Here is a 14,501-nt window from a genome sequence, read left to right as displayed (position 1 = left end):
CATCACCGTGCTTCTGCTGCCATCAGCCCCGCGGACGGCTCCGCCACGCGCAGCGTGCACAGCCCCGCGATCACCAGGCTCGCGCCGCCCATCGCCAGCGCCCAGATCGGCTGGCCGTGGAAGAACAGGCGCAACAGCAAGCCGAGCACGCTGGCCGCCAACAGCTGCGGGATGACGATGAAGAAATTGAAGATGCCCATGTAGACGCCCATCTTCGTCGCCGGCAGGTTGTCCGACAGCAGCGCGTACGGCAGCGACAAGATCGATGCCCACGCAAAACCCACGCCCACCATCGACAGCAGCAGCCATTGCGGATCGCGAATGACCAGGAACGACAGCAAACCCGCGCCACCCAGGCAGCAATTGACCAGATGGCTGGCGCGCAAGCCCCACCGACGGACCATCCAAGGAATGGTCGCCGCGGCAATCGCGGCAAAGGCGTTGTAGGCGGCGAACAGCACGCCCACCCAATTCGCGCCATCGTTATAGGCGGCCGAATGCGTGTCGGTGGTGCCGTAGTGCACCGACGTCACGGACGCCGTGGTGTAGATCCACAGCGCGAACAACGCAAACCATGAGAAGAACTGCACCCCCGCCAGCCGGCGCATGGATTCGGGCATGCCGTAGAGAGCGCCCATCACCTGACGCAACATGCCGCGCGTGCGGGTCAGCGATAACCACGAGAACAACGCGCCAAACAGCACCAGGCCACCGGCAAGCAGGTACAGCTCCTTTTCCAGTGCGTAGTGGCCGATGGCCACCAGCAGCGCAGCGCCCGCCACGATCAGCACCACGCCGAAACGCCAGGCGCCCGACGCATCCGTTTCGCTGACTTCCACGGGATTGTCGGTGAAGGCTTCCAGTTCAGCCGGCGGGTATTCGCGCGTGCTCAGCACGGTCCATAGCACCGAAACCAGCAACACCACGCCGCCGAGGTAGAACGCGTATTTCACCGTATCGGGAATGGCACCCTCGCCAGCCACGTTGCTCACGCCCAGCTTGGCGAGCAACCAGGGCAACAACGACGCCACCACCGAGCCCACGCCGATGAAGAAGCTCTGCCTGGCGTAGCCCTGCGGACGCTGACGCGGCGGCAACTGATCGCCGACGAACGCGCGGAACGGCTCCATCGAAATATTGATGGACGCGTCCATGATCCACAGCAGGCCCGCTGCCACCCACAACACCGGCGAATTGGGCATGCACAGCAAGGCCAGCGTGGTGAGCACCGCGCCGACCAGGAAGTACGGGCGACGGCGCCCCAGCCGTGTCCACGTGCGATCGGACAGGTAGCCGATGATCGGCTGCACCAGCAGGCCGGAGAACGGAGCTGCGATCCACAACGCCGGGATATCACCCACGTCGGCGCCCAGCGTCTGGAAGATGCGGCTGACGTTGGCGTTCTGCAGCGCAAAGCCGAACTGGATGCCCAGGAATCCAAAGCACATGTTCCAGATCTGCCAGAACGACAGTTCGGGCTTGCGCGTCATGGTGCGGACGTTCCGCGCGGCGACGGCGACACCAGCATGGCCTGGACACCGGCATCGTTCACCGGGCCGCTCGCGCCGCCCTGCTCGCCCGTGTAATGCGCGTTGTGGCTCAGGTCACTCATGTTGAACCCCTGGTCCATGCGGAAGCGACACGTCGCCCCCGCCGGTGCCGTGAATGCGACCGTGGTGGAGCGCTGCGTGCCCAGACTATGCGGCATCACCACGGGCACGCGCTGTGGCGCTGCACCATCGCAGGACACATCGAGCAGCTTCACCGCGGCAGTGACGCCGGTGTTGATCGGGCCGTGGTTATTCACGTAGTCAAACGAAACGTCGTAACTGCCGGCCTTCGTCGACTTCCACTCCCACGGGCCACCACCGCTGATCCGGGCTTCCTCGCCCTTGCACGTGGGCAGGCTCGGCAGGGACTCCAGGGCACCATCCACACGCGTGAGCTGGAAGCACTGGCGCGTATGGCCTTTCGGCACCACCAGGCTGCCTTCGATCGGGCCGATGCGATGGCCGTCCAGATACAGCACGCCCTTCGCCGCAGCACTCACCTGCCAACCCTTGGGGGCGTCGACAACCGTGGGCGCATCCGGCATCTCCGGACCGAACTGCGGTACATCCATGCGCAGCGCCTTGGCGCCGGAGTGGATGGCCTTCAACTGGACAACGGTGGTTTCGCCGTCGCGACGCTGGGACTGCGCCACGAGCAGATCGCCATCGATGTTCGCCGGGCGCACGAGGGTGACGTGCTGGCCCTTCAAATCCAGCGTGATCTGCTGCGTATCGCCAAACAGCGGTTTCACCCAGGTGGCAGGCAGCTTCGGATCGATACTGCCGTCGTCGGTCACACCGAACACGCCGCTGATGACCATGTCGAGATAACCCGCGACCGACCACAACTGGCGCGGTGAATTCACCACAGGCCCGCTGAGCTTGCCTTCGTCGACATGCACCGCCTGCGAGACCAGCTCGTAGTTTTCCATGTTGGAGGACGCCAGCGCGGCACCACGCAGGATGGAATCCATCTCGTGCGCGATGCGCGGCGCATCGTTCACCACGCGCGCGGCGCGCAGCGAATAGGCGCTGACAAACGGCCAGATCGCGCGGTTGTGGTAGATCGGCTGATCCTTGCGCTCAGGCCAGATCACCGGACTGCCGGCGTCCCACGTGGGATAACTCGCCAGCGACTGCTTCGCCTTCGCCGTATCCGCCACGCCTGTCGTCACGGCAAGCGCGATGCCCAGCAAGTCATAGCTGTCGATGGGCATCGCATGCGGACCGACATAACTCATGTACATGCCGCGATCGGCGCGCCAGAAATGCGCGTTGATCGCCTGCTTCAAGGCCTCAGCCTGCACGTGGAAATCCTTGGCGGAGGCATCGTGCTTCTTGTCAGCCAGTTCCGCGGCCAACGTCAGCGCCTGATAGTGCAGCACATTGGTGGACAGCGCGAACGTTTCGCCGATGTAGCGCACGTCCTTTTCCGTCCACGCGGGATAGGTCTGCTCGCGCCAGTCGAGGAACGAGGTCTCGCCACGATAAAGTCCAAGGTGACTGTCGAACACGTACAGGCGATCCTGGGCCAGCGTGTCCTTCACCGCCTTCCACGTGTCGTCGGCGAAGGCCTTGTCGTCCAGCAGGTGGCGCGCAGCGAGGAACCACACCACGCGGTCGGTACTGATCGGCCAGCTGCCGCCCGAACCGGTGTCCTGCATCACATACAGGCCCTGCGGCACGGAGGGTTCGCGCACGCCGGACAGCTTGAAACGCAGCGTGTTGCGCGCGCGGTCGGCATCGACGCGCGCCAGCGCCAGGTCGATGGAGTACGACACGTCGCGTGTCCACACGTAAGGCCATTTCTCGCCCGTGGCGTAGCAGACGCAGGGAATCTCCTGCCCGTGGTCGTAAGCGCCGTCCTTGATGGCGGACACGGCATCGTGGCCCAGGTCGTCCTGCGCCATGGCGAACAGGCCATCGAACAGCGGGCTCGCGGTATGCACGGTTAGCGGCTGCGCAGCGATGGCGCGATCACCTGACGGTGAATGCAGCACGAAACCGCCGTCGCCTTGCGCACTCATGCTGGCCGAGCGGCCGTTCCATTGGATGTCGTCGTGCGCACCAATTGCGCTGGCTTGCGCACCGCCCGCCAGCAGCAAGGCGCAGGCGAACGCCAACCGCTTGCGCGCACTCATGGCGTCACCGTCGCAGTATCGATGTGGAATTCCCTGGCCGGACCCGATAGCAGCAGCTTCACGTACGTCACCTCTCCAAAACGATCATGCCCGCGCGCCCATCCTTCCGACGGGGAAGCGCGCAAGGCGTCGATGGTGCCCAGATCCTGCAGCGGCTTGCCATGCAGCTCCGTCACGGCCTTGCCGGCGTCGCCGTGGATGGCGAACACGTAGTCGTGCAACGCCGGCTTGAAGCCCTGCACCGCGGCGCCGAGGCCCAGCGTCACGCCATTTCCATCGCGCCTTGTGGAAAGCATCTGCTGGAAAAAGGCGCCCTTCTCGTAAGCGTAGGTTTCGCCGTCGTCATCGTAGACATTGAACGTGGTCAGCGAAGCGGACGGAAACACCTGGACGTCCAGCGTCGTCACCGGATGCTGACTGACGAAATCCATCACCGCCTGCTGCGGAATGATGGCGCCCTCGCGGACGAACAGGGGAATGTCGCTCCAGTTGGCCGCATCGACGTTGAGGGTGATCTCGCGATCGCCGTCGTAAACCTTGCCATCGAACCAATTGATCCAGCGCCCCTTCGGCAGCTGAAGATGCTTCACCGTCTGGCCCTGGTCCACGATGGGCGACACCAGCAGGTAGTCGCCGAACATCCACGCATCGATACGGTCGCGCTGCGCCGGATCGTTCGGATAAACGAACTGCAGCGGACGCACTAGGCCCACACCGTACCTGTGCGCGAAGTTCTCGTAGCTGTAGATGTACGGAATCAGCGAGTAGCGCAGGCGAATCGCATCGGTCGCGGCCTTCTCGGCAATGGGCCCGTAGACCCACGGCTGACGCTTCTGGCCAAAGTCCGCGTGCACGCGGAACACCGGCGTGAAAGCGCCGAACTGGATCCATCGCGCGTAGTTTTCCGGCACCGGCATGGGCGCCTTGAAGCCGCCGCCGTCCATGCCCCAGTGCATGGCACCCACGTCGAACGCGGCAAGCATACGCTGGCGCTGCGCCGCCATGCTGGCGAAGCCGCTCTGGATGTCGCCCGACCACACGCCGTAGGCGTAGCGCTGCGAACCCAGGTAGAAATTGCGGTTGATCGACCACACGCGCTGGTCGCTGATGCCGCGCTGGCCGTCGTACAGGGCGCGCTGCATGTTTAGGAATTGCGTGTCGACGCCGCTGTCATCGGCTTCGTCGTTCCACCAGCCCACGATGCCTGTTTCGTACGAATGCTTCAATGCATCGTTGAAGAACCACGCGCGCACTTCGGGCTTGTCGAAGTCCACGTCACGCACGGGCTTGTGCGAGAAATAGTCCGGCGCCTCTTTCGACTGGGCCAGCCAGTAGCCGCGCTCGGTGGCTTCGCGGCCTTCCACGGTGTTCACGTGCACGCGCGGCTTCATGATGCCGGTCATGTGCATGCCGCGCTGGTCCATCTGCTGCTTCAGCTTGCCGTCCGGACCGTCCGGGAATTTGTCGGTGTTCCAGCGGAACTCGCCCATGTCCTCGCCCCACGCCTTCCAGTCGAAGTCGAAGGTGAAGTTGTCGATGGGGATGTGCTTGGCACGGTAGGTATCCACCAGCGTCAGCGCTTCCTTCTGGTCGATGCCCCACTGGCTGTTGGTGAAGCCCATGGCCCATTTGGGGAACATCGGCGAGGCACCGCTGATGTCGTGCAGCTGGCCAAACACATCGGCCGGCGATCCCACGAACAGGTATAGCGTGCGCACCGCATTCGGCGTTGCCTGGACGCGAATATCCGTAGCGGAAAGATCGAAACGCGCGGGTTCGGCATCGGCCAGCACGCCGTAGCCCGCGGTACTCCACACGAACGGCGCACCGGTATGACCCTGGTTGCCGGCCGTGGCGACCTGCTTGCCCTGGCGCAACAGGTTGCCGGTCTTCGCATCGAATGCATTCAGGCCGCCGACGCCGTACTGCGGATCGTCCTTGGCGTGGCGAACGGTCCAGCGACCATCAAGCGCCTGGGAAAGATCGACCTCCATCAGCTGATGCTCGGAGGGATCATCCACGCGCAGCGAATGCGTTGCAGGATTCCAGCGGACGATGAGTCCGCTGGAACGCATCACCTGATCCGCGCCCTGCGTGTAGCGGCTCACGTCGACCGGACCGAAATGGGCCTGATCGTCGATGACCGGCGTGGCGGGTTCGTGGGTGCCTTCCGTGCGGAGCTGGATGACACCCGTCTCCAGCAGCCGCAGTTCCAGCTTGCCCTTGGGCAATACCAGTTCCATGCGATCGGCGCCGGCATCGCTGTGCGCCGGGCTGACGGGCGCCGCAAAGTTGGCGGTTGGCGTGGTCGCCATGGCGCCAAGAATGGCCATCGCAAGCAGCCTTGCACGCATCAGCGGATCACCACGGTGCCGTAGGCGGGAAGCTTGAGGCTGCCCTTATCCAGCGTGGCTTGCGTCTTGGTGGTCATCAGCACGGCGGCGTCCTTGGGAAGGAGATCCCCCTTAGGTTTCCACACTGCGTCCTTGCCGGAAAGGTTGTGCACCACCAGAACCCTCTGTTTACCGTCGTTGCGCCAATAGGCGAGCAGGCCAGGCCTGCCAGTAGCGAGCACCGTGAGGTCCCCGTCGCGCAGCGCGCCGTTCTGCGCGCGCCAGCCGATCAGCGTGCGATAGGTGTTGTACAGCGAATTCGGATCGTCCTGTTCGGCCTGCACCGAAACCGCCTGACCCTGGTTCACGCTGGACGGCTTCCAGCGCGATTCGCCCGGGCCGGCCTCGCGTGTCCAGCGCATCGGCTCGCGCAGGTTTTCATCGGGCTTCTTGCCTTCCATGCCCAGTTCTTCGCCGTAGTAGATGTACGGGCGACCGGGCAGCGTCAGCAGCATGGCCGCCGCCACGCGCATGTGATCGAGATTGCCGTTCAAGCGGCTCATCACGCGTTCCTGATCGTGATTGGACAGGAACGTGGAATCGATGTGCGGCGTATCGCCCGCCACCTTGTACGCATCGACCGTGGCCTTGAGCAGCTTCGCCAGCGGCGTGGCGTTCTCGCTCTTCGCGCTGAGGATCATCTGTTCGGCCAGCGGGAAATCGAAGATCGAACCCAGCGGCTTGAGATACGGCGCAAGCTCCGTCGGCGAGGTCGCGCTCACCTCGCCCACCAGCGTGACGTTGGGATGCGTCTTGGCCAGCGCATCGTGGTATTGCGCCCACCACGCCACGTTCTTCGCCAGCGCCTTGGGGTTGTGCACGTCGGTCTGGAAGTCGACGTAGATGTGCTTGGCCGCATCCAGGCGGAAACCATCCACGCCCTTGTCCAGCCAGTACTGCCCCACCTTGATCATCTCCTCGCGCACGGCGGGATTATCGTAATTGAGATCGGGCATGTGCCCCCCGAACACGCCGATGTACCAACCCTCGTTGCCGGCATGCCACACGGGTGTGTCGGTGGCGCTCAGCGTCTTGAGGTTCGGCTGTCTGGACGTCCAGGTGTACCAGTCGCGATGCGCGTCGCTGGGGTTCTGCGCGGCCTCAAACCACGGGTGTTCCTTGGCGGTGTGGTTGATCACCATGTCCATGGTCACGGCGATGCCTCGCTTGTGCGCTTCGGCAACAAGCTTTTCGAGATCCGCCGTGGTGCCGTACTGCGGATTGATGCCGTAGTAATCGGTAATGTCGTAGCCGTGGTAGCTCGGCGAGCTGTTGATCGGCATCAGCCAGATGCCGCTGATGCCCAGCTGCTTCAGATAATCGAGCTTGGCGATGACGCCGTTGAGATCGCCGATGCCGTCGCCGTTGGTGTCGTACCAGGCGCGCACGAAGATTTCGTAGTAGACGCCCGAGGACTGCGGTGCAACGGGAGCAGCCGCTGCGGCGTCTGCGCGCGCGTCAGCGATCGTGCTGGTGCCCAGGGCCAGGGCGACAAGAAGAGTGAGGGGTTTGAACAGACGGTTCCGCGACATGCCGTTCTCCATGCAGGGGCGCAAGACCCAGGTGGAGACGGTACACCGAATGATGCGGACATCGCTTCGGACCGGTGACCGCCACGCCGGGCCTCGCGGTGTGCGAGCGTCACGCGGAAAGCGCGACACCCAAAAGCATCGCGCCGGCTCCTTGCGGAAGCCGGCGCGATTCGTGGTTTACAGCTTGAACTCGACGCCGAGGTAGCTGGTGCGTCCGAAGTACTGGATCGTACCGGTCTGCTGCGGGTTACCGCCGAAGTACGTCTTGGTCGGCTGGTTCGTCAGGTTGAGCATCTGGTACACCACCTTGAACTGATCGGTGATGTTGTACGAAGCCTGGAAGTCGTACACCGTTTCGGCGGCGAACGTCACCAGCTGGTTCGATACGGCGATCTGCGTGTCGGACAGGAACGACGAGCGGTAGTTGCCCGACAGACGTGCCGAGAACGGACCGTAGTCGTAGAACACGGCCGCACTGGCCACCCGCTTGGACAAGCCCGGCAGGCCGACATAGGTGGTCGGGCCACCGAGGTTGGTCGGGTTGCGCACGGTGCTGTCGGTCAGCGCGAAGTTCGCCTGCACGCCCAGGCCCGACCAGATGCCCGGCAGGAACTTGGTCTTCGTGCCGGACAGTTCCAGGCCCTTCACCAGGCCACCCTTGGCGTTGTACGCCGTCTGGAATTCGCCGTTGAGGTACGGCTTGCCGGTGGTCGGATCGATCGGCACCGTGATGCCGGCGTTGGCGAAGTCGTAGTTGTTGTACGTCACCTGCTGGATGAACGACTTCACGTCCTTGAAGAACACGCCGGCCGTGAGGGCACCGGTGGAATCGTCGAAGTAGTGTTCGTAGTCCAGGTCGTACTGCGTGGCGCGCAGCGGATCGAGCAGCGGGCTGGTACCGCCCCACACGTTGTACTGGCCGTCGGACACCCACGAGCCGGAGCCCGCGAGCATCTTGTCGATCGGCGGACGCGACAGCACCTTGGCGGCCGAGAAGCGCATCTGGTCGTCATCGGTCAGGTGATAGACCAGGTTCACCGACGGCAGGTAGTCGGTGTAGGTCTTGCCGATGGTCTGCGGCGCGTAGTCGGAGCTGGTGTTGCCGTTGCCGTCGGTGATCGGGATGCCCGCACCGTTGCCGACCTGCTGCAGGCCCGTGCTGTACTGCGACTGGTGCGACACGCGGATGCCGAAGTTGCCGGTCAGTTCGTGACCGAACACGTTCTGCGCGTCGATATCGCCCATCAGGAAGATGTCACGCGTCTTCTCGTCGACTTCGCCGCTCTGGATGTACGTCCAGCTCTGGTCGGTGATGTTCTTCACCGGGTTGGCGGTAATGCCATGGGCCGCCAGGATGGCCGGACCATTGAGCGTCAGGAAGCACGGGAAGCCGGAGAACTTGCCCTTCCAGCATGTGACCTTGGCGGCGCTGGCCGGGATGGACAGCGGCGGCTCGCCCGCGACCGGCGAGGTGTTCCACTCCGAACCGTACACGTACGCCTCGCGATCGGCGTTGTACGTGTGGTTGTTCATGTAGAAACCAGCTTCGATCGCCGACAGCCACGAGCTGTTGGGCAGGTCGTACTTCACGCTGGTACGGAAGGCCTTCATCTTGTCGTGGTAGATGTACGGATACACACCGTAGCGCGACAGGCCCATGTCGTTGAGGTTGGTGTACAGGCCCGGGTTGGCGAACTGCGCCGTACCGATCTGCGTGCCGCGCAGCTGGAAATTCATCGACTGCGCCATCAGCTGCGGGTTGGCCGTGCCAAGACCCGTGTACGGATCAGCCGTGGTGTCCACGTTGATCTCGTTGCTGGAAGCGTGCGACAGCGAGGCGTCGGCCTCGACGTGCCAGTTGTCGTGGTTCCACTTGGCGTTCAGGCCACCGGAGAAAATGCTGGTGGTGGTGGAGTAGTTGTCGGCCGTGGTTTCGTTGGAGAACTGCGTGGTGCCATCGCCGCTCACCGTACCGCCGATCAGCGTGCCCAGCGAACTCCACACCGGATTGGTGATGGTGGCCTGGTTGCCATACATGTTCTGCGAGCGGAAGCCGTAGCCGAACGACTCGTTCTTGAACTTCGAGTAGAAACCGTCGCCAGTGATCTGCAGTTCGTCGGTCGGCTTCCACACGATGGTGGCGATCTCGCCGGTGCGACGTTCTTCACCGCCGTTCTGCTGCAGCTGGATGCCTTCCGGCAGGTAACCCTGCTGGCCGTTGGCAACCGTGTACAGGTTGCCGTCGGAGGCTTCGCCCACGAACTGCTCGGACACATGCGGCTGGTACATCTGCGCCACGCCCAGGCCGATGCCCAGCGTGTTGTCGAGGAACTTGCCCTGGTAGGCCGCGCTCAGGCGGTAGCCCAGTGCATTGGCGCCGCTCACGTCGTGCGCCTGGCCGTCGTAGCTGCCGCGCGCGTCGATATTGAGGTTCTGGTCCTTCGGCGCGTTCAGCGGATTCGCCGTTTCCATCGCGATGGTGCCGCCCACGCCGCCGGTGACCAAGGACGCCTGGGACGACTTGTACACCGTCGCCATGTTGATCAGCTCGGACGGGTACTGGTCGAACTGGATGTAGTTGCTGCCGCTGGTGGACGGCTGCTCACGACCGTCGAGGGTCGTCTGGATGAAGTTGCCCGAGAGGCCGCGGATGTTGATCTGCGACGCCTGACCGGCGATGCGCTCGGCCGACACGCCCGGCAGACGCGTCAGCGCGTCGGCGATGGACTGGTCCGGCAGGCCGCCGATATCAGCGGAGGTGATGACGTTGGTGATGGTGTCCGAGTAGCGCTGGTAGTCAACCGACTTTTCCACGCTCTGGTTGTAGCCCGTCACCGTGATGGTGGAGAGGCTCTTGGCCAGCTGCTGATCCTGCGTCTGCTTGGGCTTGCCGTTCGCGTCGGTCGGCTGCGCCTGCTGGGCAGTCGTGTCCTGCGCAGCGCCGTCGGCGGTGGCAGGCGTGGCGTTCGCGTTCGCGCCCGCATCGGTCGGCATCGCTTGAATACCGGCCGTGAAACACAGACCGGAAGCCAGCGCCAAGGCCAGCACATTACGTTTCAGTTCCACCGTCTTCCCCTCCCACGGGTTTGCACTTCATCTTTGGTTTTGTAGTTGCCGCAGTCGTCCCCACAGACGCTGCGGGCTACGCGCCAGTGCAAGCCGAATAGTTCGGAGGGCCCCGTCGCGTGGCGGCCATGGTAGGGCTGCAAAAAATGCCGGACACGCCTATGCATACGTATTCATAGGGGCGTTTTTTTGTGCACCTTTGACAAAATTCTAATGGGTGCGCGTCTCACGGCTTCGTATCGCATCCGCATGCCGGCTGCGCGCCTTTTTCAGGGGAAAGCGGATGGCGTCGCGGTTTTCCACCCATCGACGCAGGTTGTGCGCCGCAAGTTTCCCTCGTGGCAAACGAGTGTTCCTGCGCGCTGCTGCATCGCAATATCGCGATTTTTTGAATACGTATGCAAACGAAGCGTCCGCTTCGCACTCTGCCTTTAAGCTGCCCCCGCGCTTTGCTCGGCCTTGAGCCTTCGACGCGTGCGCATAACGGGCGGGAACGGGAATCGAGCAAATGAGTGAAGCACCGTGGTGGCGCGGAGCCGTCACCTACCAGATCTATCCACGCAGCTTCATGGACACCAATGGCGATGGCGTCGGTGACCTGCCGGGCATCGTGGACAGGCTCGACTACGTCTCGAGCCTGGGCGTGGACGCCATCTGGATCTCGCCGTTCTTCCGCTCGCCCATGGCCGACTTCGGTTACGACATTGCGGATTACCGCGAAGTCGACCCCATGTTCGGCACCAACGACGATTTCGACCGCCTGCTGGCCAAGGCTCACAAGCTTGGGCTGAAGGTAATGATCGACCAGGTGCTCAGCCACACCTCGGTGGAGCACGCATGGTTCAAGGAAAGCCGCGAGAGCCGCGACAATCCCAAGGCCGACTGGTACGTGTGGGCCGACGCCAAGGACGACGGCACGCCGCCCAACAATTGGCTGTCGCTGTTCGGCGGTTGCGCGTGGCAGTGGGAGCCGCGCCGCGGCCAGTACTACCTGCACAACTTCCTGACCTCGCAGCCGGATCTGAACTATCACAACCCCGACGTGCGCCGTGCGGTGCTCGACGAGGTGAAGTTCTGGCTGGACAAGGGCGTCAACGGCCTGCGCCTGGACGCCATCAACTTCTGTTTCCACGACCTTCAGCTGCGCGACAACCCGCCCAAGCCGGAAGACAAGCGCGTGGGTCGCGGCTTCAGCCCGGACAATCCGTACGCGTTCCAGTACCACTACTACAACAACACGCAGCCCGAGAACATCGCGTTCCTGGAAGACCTGCGTGCGTTGATGGACCAGTACGAAGACGTCGCTGCCATCGGCGAAATCTCGTCGGAAGACTCGCTTGCCACCACGGCCGAATACACGCAGCACGGCCGCCTGCACATGGGCTACAGCTTCGAGCTGCTCACCGACGATTTCAGCGCGGACTACATCCGCGGCACGGTGCGCAACCTTGAAGCGCAGATGCTGGAAGGCTGGCCGTGCTGGGCCATTTCCAATCACGACGTGTCGCGGGTGCTCACCCGCTGGGGCAATGGCGATGCGTCGGGCAAGCTGGCCAACCTGCTGAGCGCGATGGTGTGCTCGCTGCGTGGTTCCGTGTGCGTGTACCAGGGCGAAGAACTGGGCCTCACCGAAGCGGACGTGCCGTTCGAATCGCTGCAGGATCCGTACGGCATCACCTTCTGGCCGACCTTCAAGGGTCGCGACGGATGCCGCACGCCGATGCCCTGGAGCGGCGGCATCAACGCCGGCTTCAGCGTGGGCGAACCGTGGCTTCCCGTACCTGCGGAACACCGCGCACTGGCTGTGACCCTGCAGGACGCCACGCCCGATTCCGCGCTCAATGGCTTCCGCCACTTCATGGCCTGGCGCAAGACGCAGCCGGCGCTGCGCTGGGGCGACATCCAGTTCATCGACACGCCCGAACCCGTGCTCGCCTTCACCCGCAAGCATGGCGACGACACCTTGCTGGTGGCGTTCAACCTGTCCAGGCAGGCGGTGGAACTGCCGCTGGCCACGGGCAAGCTCACGCTGGTGAATGGCCACGGCCTGAGCCAGGGCTCCGCCACCGATTCAGGCATCCAACTGCCCGGCCACGGCGCGCTGTTCGCGCGCGTGGACTGAATTCCCGGTTATCTCCCTCGACGGCGGTCGCACTCCCCTCGCGCCGCCGTCGACTTTTCTTTACCCCTGCTCCCATGATGGCGCGTCAATGACTTGGCGCGATTTCACAACGGCGTGACGCGTCCCTGCGATTCTTCGCCCTGTCCATTCATCCAAGGAGCTTTCCATGCGTGCAGTGCTGATCATTCTCGGTGTCCTTCTGCTGGCCGGCGGCATCTACGTGCTGGCAGGCCATGGCAGCTACCAGACCACCGACACCCTCGTGCAGATCGGCTCGGCCAAGGTCAGCGCCACGCACGACAAGGCGTTGCCGCAGTGGGTGGGTATTGCCGGCGTGGTGGTCGGCGCGCTGCTGGCACTGGGTGGATTCCTCAAGAAGGGCTGATGCCCTTTCGTCATTCCGGCGCTGGCCGGAGTGACGAGCAGGAATGACGAGCGTGTAAGCTTCCCGGGCCTCACCCTTCCCCGGGATCACCATGGAACGACGCCAATTCCTGCGCCAGGCTGGTGCCACGCTCGCCGTGGCCTCCACCGCAGGGCTTGCCGGATGCGCGGCGCAACCGCCACGGACGGCGACGGCGACGCAGGGGTTGTCGCTGGCGCCCATCCGCGCCAGCACCGACCGCATCACCGGCGTGTACGTGTGCACGCGTCCGTTCCGCGCGGAAGGCCCGCGCATCGAAACGCAGAAGCTCGGCAACAAGACCATCGTGCACAACTACGGGCACGGTGGCAGCGGCTGGTCGCTGTCGTGGGGTTCGGGAACGCTGGCGCTGCAGATGGTGCAAGCATCAGGCGCCAAAGACCTCGGCGTGATCGGCTGCGGTGCCATCGGCCTCACCACGGCGCTGCTGGCGCAACGCGCCGGCTTGCAGACCCGCATCTACGCCAAGGCGCTGCCGCCGGATGTGTTCTCCATGCGTGCGTCCGGACTGTGGACGCCCGACTCGCGCATCTGCGATGCCGCCCATGCACCGGCGCTCGCCGACCGCTGGGAAATGATGACGCGCATTTCCTACGCGCGTTACCAGAGCCTGCTCGGCCTGCCGGGGCAACCGATCGAATGGATCGACGGCTATTCGCTGTCGGACATGCCTTTCGGCAAGTTCCACGGCGATGTGCCGGATGAACCCGAATACGGCGACTTTGCCAGCCGCGTGCGCGATCTCACGCCGCGCCCGGTGGAGCTGTCGCCGGGCAATCATCCGTTCCCCGAGCCGCATGTGCGCCGCTACACCACGCTGATGTTCAACATTTCCAGCTACGCCAATTACCTGATGAACGAGTATCAGGCGGCGGGCGGCAAGATCGACATCCGCGAGTTCGAGCACGTCGAGCAACTGCAACAATTGCCCGAACACACGCTGGTCAATGCCACCGGTTACGGCTCACGTGCGTTGTTCGGCGACGAGTCGGTGATTCCCGTGCGCGGCCAGACGGCACGGCTGATCCCGCAGCCGGAAGTCACCTATGGATTGCGCCTGGACAACCTGAGCGTGGTGCCGCGTAGCGACGGCATCATGGTGCAGGTCACCGGCGATCCCGGCAATTTCAACAATGCCGACGTCACGCCACACCGCGAGGTTTCCGAGGCTGCCGTGCGTGAGCTGGCGGACGTGATGGCCCGGATGAAACGCGACGCAACCCACGGTTCGAGCTGAAAGGCACCTGACGCGCGTTGACGCGACGCAGACGCC

General features: G+C 63.9%; 8 protein-coding genes. 3 read left to right on the top strand and 5 right to left on the bottom strand.

Annotated elements, in window-relative coordinates:
* Window positions 1–2: 2 nt before the first annotated feature.
* From DK366_RS09750 to DK366_RS09730, 5 genes are all read right to left on the bottom strand, one after another.
* Window positions 3–1,490, bottom strand: a complete 1,488-nt coding sequence (locus tag DK366_RS09750) for an MFS transporter (RefSeq protein ID WP_109125361.1) — start codon at window positions 1,488–1,490, stop codon at window positions 3–5.
* On the bottom strand, window positions 1,487–3,691 hold the full coding sequence (locus DK366_RS09745) for a Six-hairpin glycosidase-like protein (RefSeq protein ID WP_109125360.1): 2,205 nt from the start codon (window positions 3,689–3,691) through the stop codon (window positions 1,487–1,489). The genes DK366_RS09750 and DK366_RS09745 overlap by 4 nt, the downstream gene beginning before the upstream one ends.
* Window positions 3,688–6,045, bottom strand: coding sequence for a TIM-barrel domain-containing protein (locus DK366_RS09740; protein ID WP_109125359.1), 2,358 nt, complete (start codon window positions 6,043–6,045; stop codon window positions 3,688–3,690). Before DK366_RS09740 ends, DK366_RS09745 begins: the two co-directional genes overlap by 4 nt.
* The gene (locus tag DK366_RS09735; RefSeq protein ID WP_109125358.1) at window positions 6,045–7,616 is read right to left on the bottom strand and encodes an alpha-amylase family glycosyl hydrolase; all 1,572 of its coding nucleotides are present in this window, start codon (window positions 7,614–7,616) and stop codon (window positions 6,045–6,047) included. Before DK366_RS09735 ends, DK366_RS09740 begins: the two co-directional genes overlap by 1 nt.
* A 177-nt stretch (window positions 7,617–7,793) precedes the next feature.
* Entirely contained in the window at window positions 7,794–10,682 is a 2,889-nt protein-coding gene (locus tag DK366_RS09730; protein WP_157956491.1) for a TonB-dependent receptor, read from the bottom strand.
* A gap of 508 nt (window positions 10,683–11,190) precedes the next feature.
* On the opposite strand from DK366_RS09730, the gene DK366_RS09725 reads away from it, so the two are divergent.
* The 3 genes from DK366_RS09725 to DK366_RS09715 all read left to right on the top strand — a co-directional run bounded on the left by DK366_RS09725 (window position 11,191) and on the right by DK366_RS09715 (window position 14,465).
* Window positions 11,191–12,804 carry an alpha-glucosidase family protein gene (locus DK366_RS09725; RefSeq protein ID WP_109125356.1) on the top strand — a complete coding sequence of 538 codons (1,614 nt, stop codon included), beginning with the start codon at window positions 11,191–11,193 and terminating at the stop codon, window positions 12,802–12,804.
* Between the two features lie 166 nt (window positions 12,805–12,970).
* On the top strand, window positions 12,971–13,189 hold the full coding sequence (locus DK366_RS09720) for a hypothetical protein (protein WP_109125355.1): 219 nt from the start codon (window positions 12,971–12,973) through the stop codon (window positions 13,187–13,189).
* A gap of 91 nt (window positions 13,190–13,280) precedes the next feature.
* Entirely contained in the window at window positions 13,281–14,465 is a 1,185-nt protein-coding gene (locus DK366_RS09715) for an FAD-dependent oxidoreductase (protein WP_109125354.1), read from the top strand.
* The last annotated feature ends 36 nt before the right edge of the window (window positions 14,466–14,501 follow it).

The organism is Dyella sp. C11 (assembly GCF_003121485.1).
GTDB lineage: Bacteria > Pseudomonadota > Gammaproteobacteria > Xanthomonadales > Rhodanobacteraceae > Dyella.
Note: the sequence above shows the minus strand (reverse complement) of the source record. Positions and strands in the feature narration are given on the sequence as shown.

Coding starts and splice junctions, on each gene's coding strand:
- DK366_RS09750 (WP_109125361.1), bottom strand. CDS start 1,490: ATGACGCGCAAGCCCGAACTGTCGTTCTGGCAGATCTGGAACATGTGC.
- DK366_RS09745 (WP_109125360.1), bottom strand. CDS start 3,691: ATGAGTGCGCGCAAGCGGTTGGCGTTCGCCTGCGCCTTGCTGCTGGCG.
- DK366_RS09740 (WP_109125359.1), bottom strand. CDS start 6,045: ATGCGTGCAAGGCTGCTTGCGATGGCCATTCTTGGCGCCATGGCGACC.
- DK366_RS09735 (WP_109125358.1), bottom strand. CDS start 7,616: ATGTCGCGGAACCGTCTGTTCAAACCCCTCACTCTTCTTGTCGCCCTG.
- DK366_RS09725 (WP_109125356.1), top strand. CDS start 11,191: ATGAGTGAAGCACCGTGGTGGCGCGGAGCCGTCACCTACCAGATCTAT.
- DK366_RS09720 (WP_109125355.1), top strand. CDS start 12,971: ATGCGTGCAGTGCTGATCATTCTCGGTGTCCTTCTGCTGGCCGGCGGC.
- DK366_RS09715 (WP_109125354.1), top strand. CDS start 13,281: ATGGAACGACGCCAATTCCTGCGCCAGGCTGGTGCCACGCTCGCCGTG.